Source organism: Flavobacterium sp. YJ01, from assembly GCF_029320955.1.
Classification (GTDB): domain Bacteria; phylum Bacteroidota; class Bacteroidia; order Flavobacteriales; family Flavobacteriaceae; genus Flavobacterium.
Map to the genome: position 1 here is coordinate 1,859,655 of NZ_CP119757.1, position 17,905 is coordinate 1,877,559.

At 33.6% G+C, this 17,905-nt stretch carries 16 protein-coding genes; 8 read left to right on the forward strand and 8 right to left on the reverse strand.

All coding sequences use genetic code 11. The features are described from left to right. Positions 1-55 precede the first annotated feature (55 nt). Positions 56-652, reverse strand: coding sequence for a hypothetical protein (locus P0R33_RS08140; RefSeq protein ID WP_276174966.1), 597 nt, complete (start codon positions 650-652; stop codon positions 56-58). A 15-nt stretch (positions 653-667) separates the two neighbouring features. After that, positions 668-1,681 (reverse strand): 2-hydroxyacid dehydrogenase, encoded by a 1,014-nt coding sequence (locus tag P0R33_RS08145; protein WP_276174967.1) that lies wholly within the window; start codon positions 1,679-1,681, stop codon positions 668-670. Positions 1,682-1,910: 229 nt separating this feature from the next. On the opposite strand from P0R33_RS08145, the gene P0R33_RS08150 reads away from it, so the two are divergent. Continuing rightward, the gene (locus P0R33_RS08150) at positions 1,911-2,351 is read left to right on the forward strand and encodes a hypothetical protein (RefSeq protein ID WP_276174968.1); all 441 of its coding nucleotides are present in this window, start codon (positions 1,911-1,913) and stop codon (positions 2,349-2,351) included. Positions 2,352-2,405: 54 nt separating this feature from the next. Here the strand turns inward: P0R33_RS08150 and hemL are convergent, their stop codons facing one another. The 4 genes from hemL to P0R33_RS08170 form a co-directional block, all read right to left on the reverse strand. Then, on the reverse strand, positions 2,406-3,692 hold the full coding sequence (gene hemL, locus P0R33_RS08155) for a glutamate-1-semialdehyde 2,1-aminomutase (RefSeq protein WP_276174969.1): 1,287 nt from the start codon (positions 3,690-3,692) through the stop codon (positions 2,406-2,408). 52 nt (positions 3,693-3,744) lie between these two features. After that, entirely contained in the window at positions 3,745-4,644 is a 900-nt protein-coding gene (locus tag P0R33_RS08160; RefSeq protein WP_276174970.1) for a glucosaminidase domain-containing protein, read from the reverse strand. Beyond that, positions 4,637-5,545 carry a pyridoxal-phosphate dependent enzyme gene (locus tag P0R33_RS08165; protein WP_276174971.1) on the reverse strand — a complete coding sequence of 303 codons (909 nt, stop codon included), beginning with the start codon at positions 5,543-5,545 and terminating at the stop codon, positions 4,637-4,639. Before P0R33_RS08165 ends, P0R33_RS08160 begins: the two co-directional genes overlap by 8 nt. Before the next feature lie 75 nt (positions 5,546-5,620). Beyond that, entirely contained in the window at positions 5,621-5,947 is a 327-nt protein-coding gene (locus tag P0R33_RS08170; protein ID WP_276174972.1) for a hypothetical protein, read from the reverse strand. Positions 5,948-6,062: 115 nt separating this feature from the next. Between P0R33_RS08170 and P0R33_RS08175 the strand changes: the two genes are divergently transcribed. The 5 genes from P0R33_RS08175 (at position 6,063) to ilvA (ending at position 11,875) form a co-directional block, all read left to right on the forward strand. After that, positions 6,063-6,242, forward strand: a complete 180-nt coding sequence (locus tag P0R33_RS08175) for a DUF5522 domain-containing protein (RefSeq protein ID WP_095928730.1) — start codon at positions 6,063-6,065, stop codon at positions 6,240-6,242. Between the two features lie 11 nt (positions 6,243-6,253). Further along, positions 6,254-7,228, forward strand: coding sequence for a D-glycerate dehydrogenase (locus P0R33_RS08180; protein ID WP_276174973.1), 975 nt, complete (start codon positions 6,254-6,256; stop codon positions 7,226-7,228). Positions 7,229-7,724: 496 nt separating this feature from the next. Next, positions 7,725-9,701 (forward strand): urocanate hydratase, encoded by a 1,977-nt coding sequence (locus P0R33_RS08185; RefSeq protein ID WP_276174974.1) that lies wholly within the window; start codon positions 7,725-7,727, stop codon positions 9,699-9,701. A gap of 133 nt (positions 9,702-9,834) precedes the next feature. Beyond that, the gene (locus P0R33_RS08190; protein WP_276174975.1) at positions 9,835-10,374 is read left to right on the forward strand and encodes a DUF4136 domain-containing protein; all 540 of its coding nucleotides are present in this window, start codon (positions 9,835-9,837) and stop codon (positions 10,372-10,374) included. Positions 10,375-10,630: 256 nt separating this feature from the next. After that, the gene (ilvA, locus tag P0R33_RS08195) at positions 10,631-11,875 is read left to right on the forward strand and encodes a threonine ammonia-lyase IlvA (protein WP_276174976.1); all 1,245 of its coding nucleotides are present in this window, start codon (positions 10,631-10,633) and stop codon (positions 11,873-11,875) included. Positions 11,876-11,962: 87 nt separating this feature from the next. Here the strand turns inward: ilvA and P0R33_RS08200 are convergent, their stop codons facing one another. Further along, positions 11,963-14,380 carry an RICIN domain-containing protein gene (locus P0R33_RS08200; RefSeq protein ID WP_276174977.1) on the reverse strand — a complete coding sequence of 806 codons (2,418 nt, stop codon included), beginning with the start codon at positions 14,378-14,380 and terminating at the stop codon, positions 11,963-11,965. Between the two features lie 379 nt (positions 14,381-14,759). Between P0R33_RS08200 and P0R33_RS08205 the strand changes: the two genes are divergently transcribed. Further along, positions 14,760-15,146 (forward strand): group III truncated hemoglobin, encoded by a 387-nt coding sequence (locus P0R33_RS08205; RefSeq protein ID WP_276174978.1) that lies wholly within the window; start codon positions 14,760-14,762, stop codon positions 15,144-15,146. 114 nt (positions 15,147-15,260) lie between these two features. Continuing rightward, positions 15,261-17,024: an aromatic amino acid hydroxylase gene (locus tag P0R33_RS08210; RefSeq protein WP_276174979.1), complete on the forward strand. Its 1,764-nt coding sequence runs from the start codon at positions 15,261-15,263 to the stop codon at positions 17,022-17,024. A 185-nt stretch (positions 17,025-17,209) separates the two neighbouring features. Here P0R33_RS08210 and P0R33_RS08215 read toward each other — a convergent pair whose 3' ends face one another. Beyond that, positions 17,210-17,839 carry a DUF4230 domain-containing protein gene (locus P0R33_RS08215; RefSeq protein WP_276174980.1) on the reverse strand — a complete coding sequence of 210 codons (630 nt, stop codon included), beginning with the start codon at positions 17,837-17,839 and terminating at the stop codon, positions 17,210-17,212. Positions 17,840-17,905 lie beyond the last annotated feature (66 nt).

Sequence of the window (17,905 nt, forward strand, 5' to 3'; positions counted from 1 at the left end):
AAATCATATTGTAGAGCTGGACTTTATTCCAGTTTAAATAAATTAAAATTGGAATTTAAAACGAATACTTCTCCAATTTCTTAGAATTAACATCCAAAACTTTTGTACTTTCTTTTGGAACATTACCTTTTAAAACCTCCTGAACAGATGGATTTGAAGGATATTTTCCACTTTTTAATTTTAAAAGATGAAATTTTCCTCCGCTTTCAAATATCAAATCATAAAATTTTTCTGTTGATGAAGTCGTCACATAAATTGGAAAATCAGTTACGGTAAATTTATTGATTACACTTCCATCATTATTTAAAATATATCCTGAACAGCCTCCGCTTCCGCAGAAATATGAGTTGGAGAAACCAACAAAATATTCGTTTTTCTTATCGTTATTTAAATCAAATTCTTCGTAATAAAAGTAACGATCGTCTTTTGTTAATGTAGGTAAATCACTTTTTAATAAAATATTTAACTGCGTTCTGATTAGCTCAACTGCTTTATCATCTCTTGGTGGAGCATCACTTAAATTTGCCGTTCCTCCTACTGTTTTGGATAAAGTATCTTGAATAATTGTTTTGACAATATTTTTCGAATCATTTTTATTTTGGCAAGAATGCAATGCCAATATTCCAATTAGAATTAAAATTTTATTTTTCATAATCTGATATTTAAATTATACCAACAAAGCCGCTTTATTTTCAATATCATTTTTAGCCAATAAAGACTTTATATTATTAAAGGTAACTAAAGCAATCTGCGTCAAAGCTTCATTTGTAAAAAACGCTTGATGCGCCGTTACTAAAACATTCGGAAAACTCATTAAACGCTGAATTGCATCGTCTTGAATGATATCTGCCGATAAATCTCTAAAAAACAATTTTTCTTCCTGTTCGTAAACGTCAATTCCTAAATAACCTATTTTACCTTCTTTTAAACCTTCAATAACCGATGATGTTTCGATTAATCCGCCACGGCTGGTGTTGATAATCATAACGCTTTCCTTCATAAAAGAAAGTGAAGTTTTATTGATTATATGTTTCGTTTGATCGTTAAGCGGACAATGAAGCGAAATGATATCACTAGATTTGAAAATCTCTTCTAAACCAACAAAAGAAACGCCGTCTTTTTTCATTTCGTCACTTTCTACAATATCATAAACCAAAACTTTACAGCCAAAACCCAATGCAATTTTAGAAAATGCTTTACCAATATTTCCTGTTCCAATAATTCCAATTGTTTTTCCGAATAAATCAAAACCTAATAATCCGTTTAGGGAAAAATTTTGCTCGCGAACTCTATTATACGCTTTATGCGTTTTTCTGTTTAAAGTCAAAATCATCGCCATCGCATGTTCTGCAACAGCTTGTGGAGAATATGCAGGAACGCGACAAACTTTTATATTATTTTTTTTAGCCGCTTCTAAATCAACATTATTAAAACCAGCGCAACGCAAAGCAATTATTTTTACTTTTTTTTCTGCTAATTGTTTAATAACTGTTTCGTTTACAATATCATTAACAAAAACACAAACAATCTCACATTCTTCAATTAAAGCTACAGTCTGCGGATTTAATTGTGTTTCAAAAAAATCTAATCGAAAGCCAAATTCTTCATTGTATTTGTTAAAAAACGTCTTATCATAAGGCTGTGTAGAAAAAAAAGCGATTTTATTGTTTGCTGGATTCATAGAGTTTGATTTTGAATAGTTCCTTAAAATTAAGAAAATTATTTAAACCTTTCAGGTGAAACACCAATCAAACTTAACTTTTCGTTTACAATACAAAGTTTTACTAACCTAAACAATTTCAAACAATTAATTTTCGTTTTTGTTAAATAAACTATAATTCTGAAAATCAATTTAAACCTAATTAATCAAAAAAAGTCTAATTACTATAAACAATTAAAAAAACTTAACGATGAAAAAATTATTAATTGCTGCTATGCTATTGGTTGGAATAGCAAGTTTTGCACAAGACGCAGATCAAAAACCGGCGCGTGAACACAAAGAAAGAATGACACCGGAACAACGTAACGAAAAACAACTTCAAAAACTTACTTCAGAATTAAGTTTAGATGCCAATCAACAAGCTCAGGTGAAACAACTTTTAGCTGATAGAAGTGCTAAAGCTGAAAAATTTAGAGAAGCGAGAAAAGATCAAAAAGACAGTAATACAAAACCAACTGCGGCAGAAAAAGCGGCTTTCAAAAAACAAATGGAAGATGAAGTAGCTGCAAATGACGCTAAAATGAAATCGATCTTAAAAGCTGACCAATACACAAAATGGAAAACTTTGCAAGAAGAGAAAAAAGACAAAATGCGTGACAAAATGAAAGAACGCAGAGAAGATAAAATCTAATTTGGTTCATAAAAAAAAGAGGCTTTAAAAAGCCTCTTTTTTGTTTTTTATTTATTAGAAAGTTTTAGAAACCTTATCAATTGCATTAATTGTAAAATCTAAATCTTCGTAAGTTAATGCATCTGTAATAAACCAAGTTTCGTATGCAGATGGCGCGATATAAACTCCTTCTTGAAGTAATCCGTGGAAGAATTTCTTAAACGTTTCATTATCTCCTTTTGCAGCAGTTTGAAAATCTGTAACTGGATTCGCATCAAAGTGAACGGAAATCATAGAACCTACTCTATTGATTGTGAAAACAACATTATTTGCTTTTAAAACTCTATCGATTCCTGCTTCTAAGTAAGCTGTTTTTTCTTCTAAACGAGTAAAGATTTCTCTATCATTATCAAGAGCTTTCAACATCGCCAATCCCGCTGCCGTAGCCAACGGATTTCCAGACAATGTTCCCGCTTGATAAACCGGACCAAGAGGCGCTAAATAATTCATGATTTCTTCACGTGCAGCAAAAGCCCCAACTGGAAGTCCGCCACCAATTACTTTTCCGAAAGTCACGATATCAGCATCAATTCCATACAATTCCTGAACTCCTCCGCGAGCTAAACGGAAACCAGTCATTACTTCATCAAAAATCAATAAGATTCCGTTTGCTGTACACAAATCTCTTAAACCTTGCAAGAAACCTTTTGCTGGTGGAATACAACCCATATTTCCCGCAACTGCTTCGATAATAATGGCTGCGATTTCTCCTTTATTAGCTTCGATTAAAGTTTTTACATTCTCTAAATCATTGTATTTTGCTAATAAAGTATCTTTTGCAGTTCCTTCTGTAACCCCTGGACTATTTGGTGAACCAAAAGTTACCGCACCGCTTCCTGCCTGAATCAAAAATGAATCTGAATGTCCGTGGTAACAACCTGCAAATTTTACAATTTTATCTCTTTTTGTAAATCCACGAGCCAGACGAATTGCGCTCATACAAGCTTCTGTACCCGAATTAACAAATCTAATTTTATCAATATTTGGAACCATAGAAACGGCCAAAGCTGCGATTTCTGTTTCCAATTCTGTCGGCATTCCAAATGAAGTTCCCAATTTTGCTTTTTCGATCACCGCATCTACAACTGGTTGATAAGCGTGACCTAAAACCATTGGCCCCCAAGAGTTGATATAATCTATTAATTTGTTTCCGTCTTCATCAAATAAATATGCCCCTTTGGCACTTTTTACAAAAATTGGAGTTCCGCCAACTGCTTTAAATGCTCTTACTGGTGAATTTACTCCTCCTGGAATTACTTTTTCTGCTTCAGCAAAAAGCTGACTACTTCTTTTATATAACATTTTTTATTTTAGATTTCTTGATAATTGTTAATTGTCAATTATCAATTGATAATTATTTCACCTTTAGCCTCTGCCCTATTGAAATAGCATTATCAGTTAAATTATTTTTCTTCTTTAAATCCTCAACCAACAAATTGAATTTCTTTGAAATAGAATACAAAGTATCTCCTTTTTGAACTTCGTATAAATTAGGATCGTATTGATTCATATTGATCTTCGGATCTGAATTTGCAACTGAAGTCGAACTTCTTGTTGGAGCCGATGTATTTATAGGAGTATAATTTTTTCCTGTAACCTGGCAATCGTATTGATGAAGATTATAACGTTCAATATAACTAATTAACTTATCTGGATATTTTGGATCTGTTGCGTAACCCGCTGCTCTCAAACCCTTTGCCCACGATTTATAATCGTCTTTTTCGTATGTAAATAAAGTTTCATAACGTTTTTTTCCAACTAAAAATAAAGCGTGATCTCTGTAAGATTCTGAGGCGTGAGGATATTTTCTAAAACATTCCTGAGCCGAATCGTCATCATGGCGAACACTTTCACCCAACCAATCTTTGTGACATTTGATTCCGAAATGATTATTCGCTTCAAGCGCTAAATCTCCTCTTCCCGCGCCCGATTCTAAAATTCCTTGCGCCAAGATAATACTCGCAGGAATTCCGTACGTTTTCATATTTCCCATTGCAATATCTTTAAACTGCAATACATAATTATTGATTAAATCGCTGGTAACAACTGTTTTGGATGTCGATTGAATAACCTCAGTTGTATTATTTGTAGAAGGATAATTTTTACCGATTGGTTTTACGGGAGCACCTCTTTTTGTTGAAGCTGTTCGGGTTTGAACCGCTGCCGCTTTTTTAGTCGTCGCGATGGCTGGCTTACTCGATGAGCAGCTTGCAAAAGCTAATATTACGAAAAGTAATACAATTTTTTTAATCATTGGTTTTGAGTATTGGTAATTTTTTCTGCTTCAACTTTATATTCATTCCTTCAATTCCTTGTAATCCACCAGTGTGAATGAGTAATATTTTTGAATGTGCAGGAAAATAATTTTTGCCGATTAAATCTATAACGCCAAAAACCATCTTTCCTGTATAAATTGGATCTAAAGGCACTTTATTTTCTTCAAAGAAAGCATTAATAAATTCGATTAATTCTAAATTTACCTTGCCATAACCTCCAAAATGATAGTCAGAAATTAAATTCCAGTTATCTTTTTTGGCAAAAATACGAATTTCATCGTTTAAAAAGTCACCTTTTAACGCTGGAAAACCTAAAATCTTCTGATTTTGCCTTGCACTATTTATTAATCCAGAAATAGTTCCGCCAGTTCCAACAGCACAACAAACGTAATTAAAAGCAGAATCTTCTTCAGTTAAAATCTCTTCGCAGCCTTTTACCGCGAGTTCATTTGTTCCTCCTTCGGGAACCAGATAAAAATCTCCAAATTTAGCTTTTAACTTTTCTATAAAAGATTTTTCATTTTTAGAACGATAATCTTCGCGAGAAACAAATTCAAACTGCATTCCGTTTTCTTGAGCAAATTTCAAAGTTGGATTTTCTTCAATTTTATCTTGAAGTTCGTCTCCGCGAATGATTCCAATAGTTTTGAATCCTTGCTCTTTTCCTGCATACGCCACAGCCGCAATATGATTGGAAAATGCGCCTCCAAAAGTCAATAAAGTTTCTTTCTTTTCGTCTTTCGCCTGAAGCAAATTGTATTTTAATTTTCGAAATTTATTCCCAGAAACAAAAGGATGAATAAGATCTTCACGCTTTATAGTCAGGGAAATATCATTTGGAAATTGAATATTTATATTTTGATTGAAAACTGGATTCATTTTTAATAGTTGAAAGTCAAAAGTCGAAAGTCAAAAGTGATAATCTTTGTCTTAATACTTTTAATGCTTATTGCTTTATATATAATTTAAAAACTGAAAAAATCCTCTGTTTTTTAAATAATTTATGTCAGATTCTTTTGCATAAGCTTCTCTTTCAAAGCTTATATTTCGATAGGCTAAATCTTTGTTTTTATATTGAATTAAACGAATAAAAAACTCCAAAACATACCAAATAAAAAACGGAATAATCAGCAATTCGATTTGCTGTCTCAAATGTATTTTTTCATGATTAACGAAAACTTCATTTGATTTATCAAAATCATATTTTACCAACACAAACGGAAATAATGCCATTCCACGATATCCTTTCGGAATTAAATATTTGGCAACAATCAGAAACATTGGCTGTAAAATTTATAAATTTGTAGCTATAAAATTGTTCGATTTCAATAAAATCACAATCAAATATTTATATTTTTGATTTTAAAGTTTATTAAAAAGAACGCGAAGCAGATTTATGAAAGAGCAAAGTAATGAAAATAAATTAATCGAAGGCGAAGATTTTTATTATACGCCCGAAGGTTACAAATGCTTTACCGAAAAACATCATTTAAAAAGAGGCTATTGCTGCAAAAGTGGCTGTCGTCATTGTCCTTACGGATATGATAAAAAAACTGGACGAATAAATAAAAATTAGAACACCACAAAATGAACGTTTTTATCAATAAAAATATACCTGAAGCAGGTCTTAGATTACTTCAGGAAAAAGGCATAAACCTGACCATAAATCCAACAGAAAATATATTATCTAGAAAAGAATTTATAGAAATCTGCCAGAAAAATGATATTCTTTTGAGTGTTGGAACCAACAATTTGGATGAAGATTTTTTTCAGCAATGCCCTAATTTAAAAGGCATCGCTTTGTTTTCTGTTGGATTTGATTCAGTCAATATTCCGTCAGCAAATAGCAGAAAAATTCCTGTTGGAAATACGCCTGATGTTTTAAGCAGAGCTACTTCTGATGTCGCTTTTCTTTTGATGCAGAGCGTTGCGAGAAAATCATTTTTCAATCATAAAAGAATTTTAAACAACGATTGGGGAAGTTTTGATCCATTAGCCAATTTAGGACAGGAACTTTATGGCAAGACATTAGGTGTTTTTGGCTTAGGAAGAATTGGTTTTGAAATGGCTCAAAAATGTAAAGCAGCATTTGGGATGAAAATTATTTACCATAATCGCTCTCATAATGAAAATGCCGAAAAAGAATTGGATGCCAAATTGGTAGATTTTGAAACTTTACTTTCAGAAAGTGATGTTTTGAGCCTTCATTCTAATTACAGCGAAGAAAACAATGAGATTTTCAATAAAAATGCTTTTGCCAAAATGAAACCGAATTCAATTTTCATCAATACAGCAAGAGGAAAATTTCATAATGAAGATGATTTATTTAACGCATTAACTAATAATATAATTTGGGGCGCGGGACTTGATGTTACCAACCCAGAACCAATGAAACAAGATAATCCGTTATTGTCGCTTCCCAATTGTTGTGTTTTACCACACATTGGTTCAGCAACATACGAAGCCAGAAACGGAATGGCAGTCTGTGCAGCACAAAATGTAATTGCTGTTATTGAAGGTAAGAAAATGCCGTTTTGTGTTAATGAAGAGGTTTATTCTTAATTAGAAAATGAGATAATTAGTCAATTAGATAATTTTTGAAAATCTAAAATCACCAATCTTTAATCTAAAATATCATACATGGATATTCGTTCGAGAAAATTTAGGATTACGATCCACAAATCCTATCATAGGTCGGATATCCGTTATCCCTAGTTTTTTTAATTAGAAAAATGCGACAATTTGCCAATAAGTCAATTTGAAAATGAGACAATTGAAATAAATTCCAAATTTTAAATTGCAATTTCGTCGGCCAATATTCTGCTCCGCTGGAGCTTGTGTATCGAGTGATTATTATTTTCTATAAATATTCCGCCTTTCCAAGGCTTTATTTCATCAGCTCCAGAGGAGCAAAATATTTATAGAAATCATTTAAACGTTTGTCATATATAAGCCCCAGCGGGGCGACATAATTAAAAAAAACAAAAAATTAATCTGTTGTTAATCTAAGCTCAATATCTTAGTAACTTAGAATCTCAGCATCTTAGAATCTTAAAAAATGACTTTTAAAGAACAAATACAACAAGGAATTCCAAATATATTACCTCCAAAGCAAGCATACGATCCAGCTATTAATCATGCGCCAAAACGAAAAGAAATTCTTTCGGCTGAAGAGAAAAAACTGGCGCTAAAAAATGCTTTGCGTTATTTTGATCCAAAACATCACGCCGAATTAATTCCTGAATTTTCAGAAGAATTAGAAACTTACGGACGTATTTATATGTACCGTCTTCGTCCTAATTACAAAATGTATGCGCGTCCAATTGATGAATATCCAGGAAAATCATTGCAAGCAAAATCGATTATGCATATGATTCAGAACAACTTGGATTATGCCGTAGCGCAACATCCGCATGAATTGATTACTTATGGCGGAAATGGAGCCGTTTTTCAAAACTGGGCACAATATTTATTGACGATGCAATATTTGTCTGAAATGACAGATGAACAGACTTTGACAATGTATTCCGGACATCCGATGGGATTATTTCCTTCGCATAAAGAAGCGCCAAGAGTTGTGGTTACAAACGGAATGGTAATCCCAAATTATTCAAAACCTGACGATTGGGAAAAAATGAATGCTTTAGGCGTTTCGCAATACGGACAAATGACAGCGGGAAGTTATATGTATATTGGCCCACAGGGAATTGTGCACGGAACTACGATTACGGTTTTAAATGGTTTCAGAAAAATAAAACAGAATCCAGAAGGAAGTTTATTTGTAACTTCTGGTCTAGGCGGAATGTCGGGCGCACAACCAAAAGCAGGAAACATTGCGGGTTGTATTACGGTCTGCGCCGAAGTAAATCCAAAAATTACTAAAATCCGTCACGAACAAGGTTGGATTAATGAAGTTGTAACTTCTACAGACGAACTTGTTGCCCGAGTAGCTTTAGCGAAAGCCAATAAAGAAACGGTTTCAATTGCTTATTTAGGAAATGTTGTGGACGTTTGGGAACGTTTCGATCAGGAAAACATCAAAATTGATTTAGGTTCCGATCAGACTTCGCTTCATAATCCGTGGGCTGGAGGTTATTATCCAGTTGGAATTTCGTTTGAAGAAGCAAATGATTTGATGGCAAATAATCCGGAATTATTCAAAGAAAAAGTTCAGGAAACGTTGCGTCGTCATGCAGATGCTATTAACAAACACACCGCAAAAGGAACTTACTTTTTCGATTACGGAAATGCCTTTTTATTAGAAGCTTCACGCGCAGGTGCTGATGTTATGGCTCAAAATAATATCGATTTTAAATATCCTAGTTACGTTCAAGATATTATGGGACCAATGTGTTTTGATTACGGATTTGGGCCTTTCCGTTGGGTTTGTACTTCAGGAAAACCAGAAGATTTACAAAAAACCGATGCTATTGCCTGCGAAGTTTTAGAAAAAATGGCCGAAACTGCTCCAGATGAAATTCAGCAGCAAATGCAGGATAATATCAAATGGATTAAAGGCGCGCAAGAAAACAAATTGGTTGTAGGCTCTCAAGCTCGTATTTTATATGCCGATGCCGAAGGAAGAATTAAAATTGCAGAAGCTTTTAATCAGGCAATTGCAAAAGGCGAAATTGGCGCTGTTGTTTTAGGACGCGATCATCATGACGTTTCAGGAACAGACTCGCCTTATAGAGAAACTTCAAATATTTACGACGGCTCTCGTTTTACAGCAGATATGGCGATCCATAATGTAATTGGAGACAGTTTTAGAGGAGCGACTTGGGTATCAATCCATAACGGCGGCGGAGTTGGCTGGGGAGAGGTTATAAACGGCGGATTTGGTATGGTTCTTGATGGTTCTAAAGAAGCTTCAAAACGTTTAGCGTCAATGCTTTTCTGGGATGTTAATAACGGAATTTCTAGACGAAGCTGGGCTCGAAATGACGGTGCTGTTTTTGCGATAAAAAGAGCCATGGAAGTTGAGCCTTTACTTAAAGTTACTTTGCCTAATTTTGTAGATGAAGGTTTGCTTTAGCTAAAGAGATTATAATTAAAAAAATGTCATCCTGAGCGTCCCGAGAATTCGGGAGAAGGCTTATAGAAATAGAGGGGCTTCGACTTCGCTCAGCCTGACAGATATATAAAGAGAACATTAAATTTCCAATAATATGAAAACATTCAAATTAGTTCCGATTTTACTGCTTTTGATTCTTTCTTCATGCAGCAGTGTTACTGTATATTCTGATTACGACAAAACTGTCGATTTTGCGCCTTATAAGACTTATGCTTTCTTTAAGCCCGGAATTGATAAAGTAGAGATTTCTGATTTGGATAAAAGACGTATTCTACATGCCATCGATGCTGAAATGCAAGCTAAAGGTCTTACCAAAAGTGAAAATCCTGATTTATTGGTAAATATTTTTACTAAATCTAGAGAACAAGTAAATGTAAACCAATTTAGTGCTGGCTGGGGTTACGGTTGGGGTTGGGGCTGGAATCCGTGGATGATGTACGGAGGAAACCAAACAACTGTTTCAACTTCTACAGAAGGCACTTTATACATCGATTTGATAGATGCTAAAAAGAAAGAAATGATCTGGCAAGGTGAAGGTCAAGGTACTTTAACTAGAAACATAGATAAAAAAGATCAAAAAATTGCTGAGTTTGTAAACAAAATTTTAGCTCAATATCCGCCTGTAAAAAAATAATTATTTACTTTTGCTATTCAATCAGCTAAAAAAATGAAAAACTTTAACAACATTATTATCGCTATTATTAGCATTATTGCAATTAAGCAATAATGGCGAGGTGTTATATAAGTTTGTAAAATATAATTTATAAAAACCTCCCACATCGGGAGGTTTTTTATTTTAAAAAATAATCTATTTGCCACAGATTAAAGGATTTTCACAGATTAAAAAATCATTCTAATCATTTTAATCTGTGGCAAAAATTAACAACACTATGAATCTATTTAACGAAGTACTTAATGCAAAAAAGCAACTTGAAGATGTAGTTGCAGCAACGCCTCTAACACAAAATTTAAATCTTTCAGACGAATTTGAATCTACTATTTTATTAAAAAGAGAAGATTTACAAATTGTTCGTTCGTATAAAATTAGAGGTGCTTACAACAAGATTTCTTCTTTAAATGAAAAAGAAAAAATAAGCGGAATTGTTTGCGCCAGTGCTGGAAATCATGCTCAAGGCGTTGCCTATTCTTGTAATCTCCTAAAGATTCAAGGGAAAATTTATATGCCGAAAACCACTCCAAAACAAAAGGTAAAACAAGTACAATTGTTTGGAAAATCGTTTGTAGAAATTGTTTTAACAGGAGATACTTTTGATGATGCTTACGCTTCTGCAACCGCAGATGCAATCAAAAATCATAAAACTTTTATTCATCCTTTTGATGATGAAAAAGTAATTGCAGGACAAGGTACAGTTGGTTTAGAAATTTTAGAAAGCTATAAGGAACCAATCGATTATGTTTTTGTACCAATTGGCGGCGGCGGACTAGCTTCGGGACTTTCTGAAGTTTTCAGGCATTTAAGTCCGCATACTAAAATTATTGGAGTTGAGCCAAAAGGTGCGCCTTCAATGAAAACCTCAATTGAAGAAAATCAAAATACAGCTTTAAAAACTATAGACAAATTTGTTGATGGAGCAGCTGTAAAACAAGTTGGAGACAAAACTTTTGAAATCTGTCGTTACAATTTAGAAGATATAATTTTGGTTCCCGAAGGAAAAGTCTGTACGACAATTTTGCGTTTGTATAACGAAGAAGCAATGGTTGTTGAACCTGCGGGAGCTTTAACAATTGCGGCTTTGGATTTTTATAAGGAAAAAATTAAAGGCAAAAATGTAGTTTGCATCGTTAGCGGAAGCAATAATGATATTGAAAGAACTGCTGAAATAAAAGAACGTTCTTTACTTTACGAAGGCTTAATGCATTATTTTATGATTCAGTTTCCGCAACGTCCCGGAGCTTTAAAAGAATTTGTAAATAATATTTTGGGACCAGATGACGACATTACGTATTTTCAGTTTGCTAAGAAAAATAGCCGTGAAAAAGGTTCTGTAGTCGTTGGTTTAGAATTAAAAAACAAAAATGACATTATGCCAATTAAATTGAAAATGACGGAAAATGGTTTTGAATTTCAATATTTGAATGACAATCAGGATTTGTTTACGCAGCTAATTGGATAATTCATTAAAACATAAAAAGGCTGTCAGATGGGACGACAGCCTTTTAAAAATCCAATAAAAAATTACTAATTGAATCTTGGACTCTACTTATTGCTTTAATACTTTTTTAGAATAAGATCCTTGACCATCGTTTACTTTTACAATATAAACTCCTTTTGGAAGTCTTGAAATCTCAATCGCGTTTTGATTTCCTTTTATAAAATTTATAATCTTTTTCAAAACTGGTTGTCCTGTTACATTGAATATTTCAACGTCAGCAACTCCTTCGTGATTAGTATCGATTTTTAAATGATTATTGTTTTTATCAACAAAAATCGTCATATCATTTGAGTTCTTCTCTTCGACTGGAATTTCTTGAGCAGCCAAAGATTTTTTTGCCGCTGAAGATTCAACCTGAACAAGTTGCCATTGCTGATTTAATCCTCCAGAATAATCCCAAACTTGAATATTTGCTCCATTTGCTGTAGAAACGTTTTCAACATCTAGAGATTTGCCTGTATTTACATTCGTAATTTTATAATATCCTCCGCCAAGAGTAGCTACTGTCCATTTAAATTCATTAGAACTTGAAAATGATTTTTGCTGTACTTTTAGTCCATTTGCCGTTCCATTATTTTCAACAGCCAAATACATTCCAGTCGATTTTACAATAATGTAATAATTACCGCTTCCTGCCGAAACAAATTTCCAACGCTGGTTATTTCCTCCTCCATTTGTTATATCATATTGCTGAATACGTCCTCCGCTCGTTGTAGAATTATCGGCAACATCTAAACCTTTATTGCTATTTCTTGAAATAATATTATAATATCCTGGAAAACCAGTTGTGGCAGCTGTTACTGTTATTGCGCTTGTTGCTGTTTTAGCTCCATCAACCGTTGTTACGGTAATGATAGCATTTCCTGCAGAAACGGCAGAAACTAGTCCGTTTGAATTTACGGTTGCAACTGAAGTATTGCTTGAACTCCAATTTACAGCAGTATTTGTTGCATTATTTGGAGAAACCGAAGCTGATAATTGTTGTGTTTGTCCAGCCGTAATTGTTGCAGAAGTCGGACTTACACTTACTCCTGTAACCGCAATTGGATTCGACGTGCCCCAATTGAATGTAACCGCAGATGACGCGGGAATTGCATAATTAAAAGCTGATGAACCTGAAACCACTTTTATAGTATTTGAAGATCCACCAGAGTTATAAACAAGAAGCGCAGTTGATCCATCAGGATTTTTAAATGCAACCGAAGCAATGCTACCATTTGTACTTGAAGAAGCGATTCTTACCGCTCCAGGTTTTACAAATTTCGAAATCTGACCAATAATATAATACGCTACATTTTTAGTATAACTTGTACTGTTATTAACCGTAATTGCTCCTAAACAACTTGTACATCCTCCCGGAGTTCTCGGACCAAAACTAGGGTTATTGGCAGCATTCCACTCCAAAACTGTTTTAGACCAATTGGTTGTACTTCCAATAACAACATTTTGCATATGCCAGCCAAAATCTCCGCTAAAACTTCCGCCCGCGCCAGTATATTGTTCTGTAAAATAAATGTTTTTACCTGTTTGAGTTTTTACAGTTGACATATTCGCAATATTTCCTAAATACAAATGAAACGCCGCTCCATCGACATAACTGCTGTTATTTAAAACATCGATTGGATAATCCGGATTGTCGCAATTATGATCAAAAGCAATGATTTTTACATTTCCATAACCTGCTGCTGCCATTTGAGGTCCAAGTTGTTGATTGATAAAATTCTTTTGTTCGGTAGAATTCATTAACATACTTGGTTCATTATGTGGATTTTCTGGTTCATTTTGCGGTGTAATTGCCCAAATATTAATACCTTGTGCTTTCATAGCATCAAAATATTTTACGAAGTATCTCGCATAAGCAGCATAATATTGCGTTTGCAAAGAACCTCCAATCCAAGAACCGTTTGTTTTCATCCATCTTGGAGCGGACCAAGGTGTTGCCAAAATTTTAATGTTCGGATTAATTTGCTGAATCTTCTTTATAATCGGAATTAAATACGTCAAATCTGGTCCATTCAAACTAAAATTGTTCATATTTGTATCGCCAGAAGTTTCGTTGTAACTGTAGGAAGAACTGCTTAAATCTGAAGCTGCAATACTGATACGGACAACACTCGCATTTAATCCAGTTGTCGGATTATATAAATCGTTTAATAACTGATTTTGTTGCGTCGCAGCCATCGCGCTGATTACTTCGCAACTTCCTTCGGTTAACGTGTAACCAAAACCGTCCATAGTTTGATACGTTGTTCCTGCATTTACTGTTACTGTAGAAGGATTTGATCCCGAATTAGTTCCGAAACTTACTGAAGCTTGCTGTTGCAATAATTTAGTTTGATCTCCAGTGGTCATCCATGGAGTTACGGTCTGAGCATTTAAGCTGTTTAAAAATAAAAGCGAACTGCAAACTATTAGCTGCAACGTTTTACTTACCCGATTGGTAGGTGTTTGAGTAGTTTTGTGCATTTTTTTTGTGGTTTTGTGGTTTGATAATTAGTTTTTTCTCATTTATTCAGTTTTATTTTACTAAAACACCGCAATATTATGAGTATTTTTGCAATATTCTCATTTATAATACTTTACAAATACACATCAAATTCAAAATTTTGATATAACAAAAACTCATCTAATTATTTTTTAAAACATTAAAAATCAATACTTTAAAAAATTAAAAATCATAAAAAACTTACCTGTTAAAATTAGAATAACTCATCAAAAAACTATCAATCTATACAAATCCTTACAAAATGCTTTTTTTATGAGTAATTAAAGGGGTTAATGATAAATATCAGGAAAGTAAAAGAAAGATAAATTGTATTTTTGCAACGACTTAAATACAGAAATAATGACAGCTCTTAAAGATATTTCCACAATAGAAGACATTAAGCAAATGGTTGACAGCTTTTATGGCAATGTTAGAAAAGACGATTTAATCGGTCCTATTTTTAATGACAAACTGCAAGATCGCTGGGAACCGCATTTGCAAAAAATGTATAATTTTTGGCAAACCATTTTATTCGATGTCCGAGCTTATTCAGGAACACCATTTCCACCGCACAAGCAACTACCAGTAGATAAAACACATTTTGACCGATGGATTTCCATTTTTAATTCAACAATTGATTCGCAGTTTGCGGGCCCAATTACAGAAGAAGCTAAAATGCGTGCTACAAATATGGCTTTTATGTTTAGTCATAAAATTGAATATTTTAGAAATGCTGAAAAACAGTAGATAAAATTCGAAAAAATCAAAAAAACTCGTTTCGAACAAAACTTTTGTGATTATAATCACAAAAAAAGCAGCTTAAATTTGTAATTTTACATTTTAACCTAGAACGTTTTCGAAATGAATCCAAATATTGAAACTAATCCGCTTTTAGATCGATTGCCTAAACATTTACAGCAATTTATTAAACCTCAAGATTATAGCGATTACACTCCTATCAATCAAGCGGTTTGGCGATATGTTATGCGCAAGAATGTCGATTATCTTTCTAAAGTGGCGCATAATTCTTATTTGGAAGGTTTACGAAAAACGGGAATCGAGGTGGATTCTATTCCGAGTATGTACGGCATGAACCGAATTCTTAGCGAAATTGGCTGGGCAGCGGTTGCTGTTGACGGATTTATTCCACCAAATGCTTTTATGGAATTTCAGGCTTATAATGTTTTGGTTATTGCTTCAGATATTCGTCAATTAGAACATATTGAATACACTCCCGCTCCAGACATCATTCACGAAGGTGCTGGCCACGCGCCTATTATTGCCAATCCTGAATATGCAGAATATTTAAGACGTTTTGGCGAAATTGGCTGTAAAGCGATTTCTTCTCATAAAGATTATCAAATGTATGAAGCGATTCGTTTACTTTCTATTTTAAAAGAAGCCGAAGACACTCCACAAGAAAAAATTGGCGAAGCTGAAAAAGCCGTTGCCGATTTACAAAATGATATGGGCGAATTATCTGAAATGGCTCAAATTCGAAATTTACATTGGTGGACAGTTGAATACGGTTTGATTGGAACTGTTGAAAATCCAAAAATTTATGGCGCTGGATTGCTTTCTTCAATTGGAGAAAGTGCACATTGTATGACCGATAACGTGAAGAAAATTCCTTATGACATTTCGGCTGCCAATCAGAATTTTGATATTACACAGTTGCAACCTCAACTTTATGTAACGCCTACTTTTTCTCATTTAAGTCTGATTTTGGAAGAGTTTGCTAATAAAATGGCTTTGAGAACTGGAGGACTTTCTGGAATTAAAAAACTAATTCAATCGAATGCTTTAGGAACTATTGAATTGAGTACAGGCTTACAAATTTCTGGAGTTTTTACAAATGTTATTGAAGAAGAAGGAAAACCTGTTTACATTCAAACTACTGGAAAAACGGCGCTTTCTAATCGCGAAAAAGAATTAGTAGGTCACGGAACTTTAACTCACCCGCACGGATTTGGAAGTCCGATTGGGAAATTGAAAGGATTTAATCTCGCGATTGAAGACATGAGTCCGATGGATTTACAGGCTTACAGTATTGTAGAAGGCGAAAAGATAAAACTTGAATTTGAAGGCAATATTATTGTTGAAGGCGAAATCATTACAGGATCGAGAAATCTTCACGGAGAAATTATTTTAATCAGTTTTAAAAATTGCACCGTAACTCACGGAGAAACTGTTTTGTTTGAGCCTGAATGGGGTAATTATGACATGGCAATTGGTAAAAAAGTAATTTCTGCTTTCTCTGGTCCAGCCGATGTAAATAGTTTTGACTTAATTAATATTGTTCCTTCAACAAAAACAATTAAAGCTAAACATACTGACGAGCGCGATGAATTGGAGATTTTATATGCATCGGTTCGAAATATTAGAAACAATAAAGAAGATAAAATCGAGCTTCAATCTGTTTTTGAAAAACTGAAAATCAATCATTCTAATGATTGGCTTTTAAGTATTGAAATTGCTGAACTTTTAAAAGATTCTGATCAAAAACAGCTTTTGCAGGAAGTATTAGTTCATTTAGATCAATTGAAAACAAAACGTCCTGAAATTGCGCATTTAATTTCTGGCGGTTTGGATTTGATTTTTGATAATTTGCCACAAAGGCACTAAGACGCAAATTTATTTTTACGAAGTAACTATTTGTCATTTCAACGAAGGAGAAATCACACTAGAAATTCCACAGAGAAAAACACCAATTCTTGTCGATATACGAGTGTGATTTCTCCTTCGTCGAAATGACAAGATTGCGAAAAACCTTTGTAACTATGTTCCTTTGCCCCTTTGAACCTCAAAAATTACAACTTCAAATCCTGAGTCAACTCTGTTTCAGATTCAATAGTTTTTCCGTTGTATTGAAGTTTCCAGCCCATTGAATTGGTCAGTATTAAAATCTTAGACAATTCGCTAATTAGTCTATTTTGGGCATTTGTTTTAAGAGTAGATTTTTCGATTTTTTTAGCCAGATTGGCTTTAACCGATTTATTGATTTTATTATAATCGTCTCCAGTAAACGGATTCAGTTTGCTTTGTTCTACATCATAAAACTTAATATCAGGATTTATTGTGATTTCTTCTTTTGGAATATTTAAAATCGTAATCGTTTTATTTTTTTCATCAATATCATATTTCATCTGATGCAAATCATAAGCCACTGTAACGTCAGCATTAACGACGATTAATGCTTTCTTTTCGAAAGAAACCATATCCATTAAATATTTCTGCTGATTTTTATAGGTAATAACCTCAGAAAAATGACCTTCGGTGACAACCAATTTCCCAACATTAAGAATCTGCTGCTGAATTAAATTGGTGTTATATTCAATATCTGAATCGTCTTCTTTTTTGAACTGGCAATATTTAAAAGCCAAAACAATTAATAAAACGATTACACCAACTCCAATAATTCTTTTGATCAAGTTTTGCATTCTAATAAAATATTTAAGAGCAATTTACTTCTTTTTTTAGTTTTTTCTGCCACGAATTTCACTAAT

What these genes read in the sequence shown, in the direction of transcription:
- P0R33_RS08140 (WP_276174966.1), bottom strand. Translation starts at nt 652, where the DNA reads ATGAAAAATAAAATTTTAATTCTAATTGGAATATTGGCATTGCATTCT.
- P0R33_RS08145 (WP_276174967.1), bottom strand. Translation starts at nt 1,681, where the DNA reads ATGAATCCAGCAAACAATAAAATCGCTTTTTTTTCTACACAGCCTTAT.
- P0R33_RS08150 (WP_276174968.1), top strand. Translation starts at nt 1,911, where the DNA reads ATGAAAAAATTATTAATTGCTGCTATGCTATTGGTTGGAATAGCAAGT.
- hemL (WP_276174969.1), bottom strand. Translation starts at nt 3,692, where the DNA reads ATGTTATATAAAAGAAGTAGTCAGCTTTTTGCTGAAGCAGAAAAAGTA.
- P0R33_RS08160 (WP_276174970.1), bottom strand. Translation starts at nt 4,644, where the DNA reads ATGATTAAAAAAATTGTATTACTTTTCGTAATATTAGCTTTTGCAAGC.
- P0R33_RS08165 (WP_276174971.1), bottom strand. Translation starts at nt 5,545, where the DNA reads ATGAATCCAGTTTTCAATCAAAATATAAATATTCAATTTCCAAATGAT.
- P0R33_RS08170 (WP_276174972.1), bottom strand. Translation starts at nt 5,947, where the DNA reads ATGTTTCTGATTGTTGCCAAATATTTAATTCCGAAAGGATATCGTGGA.
- P0R33_RS08175 (WP_095928730.1), top strand. Translation starts at nt 6,063, where the DNA reads ATGAAAGAGCAAAGTAATGAAAATAAATTAATCGAAGGCGAAGATTTT.
- P0R33_RS08180 (WP_276174973.1), top strand. Translation starts at nt 6,254, where the DNA reads ATGAACGTTTTTATCAATAAAAATATACCTGAAGCAGGTCTTAGATTA.
- P0R33_RS08185 (WP_276174974.1), top strand. Translation starts at nt 7,725, where the DNA reads ATGACTTTTAAAGAACAAATACAACAAGGAATTCCAAATATATTACCT.
- P0R33_RS08190 (WP_276174975.1), top strand. Translation starts at nt 9,835, where the DNA reads ATGAAAACATTCAAATTAGTTCCGATTTTACTGCTTTTGATTCTTTCT.
- ilvA (WP_276174976.1), top strand. Translation starts at nt 10,631, where the DNA reads ATGAATCTATTTAACGAAGTACTTAATGCAAAAAAGCAACTTGAAGAT.
- P0R33_RS08200 (WP_276174977.1), bottom strand. Translation starts at nt 14,380, where the DNA reads ATGCACAAAACTACTCAAACACCTACCAATCGGGTAAGTAAAACGTTG.
- P0R33_RS08205 (WP_276174978.1), top strand. Translation starts at nt 14,760, where the DNA reads ATGACAGCTCTTAAAGATATTTCCACAATAGAAGACATTAAGCAAATG.
- P0R33_RS08210 (WP_276174979.1), top strand. Translation starts at nt 15,261, where the DNA reads ATGAATCCAAATATTGAAACTAATCCGCTTTTAGATCGATTGCCTAAA.
- P0R33_RS08215 (WP_276174980.1), bottom strand. Translation starts at nt 17,839, where the DNA reads ATGCAAAACTTGATCAAAAGAATTATTGGAGTTGGTGTAATCGTTTTA.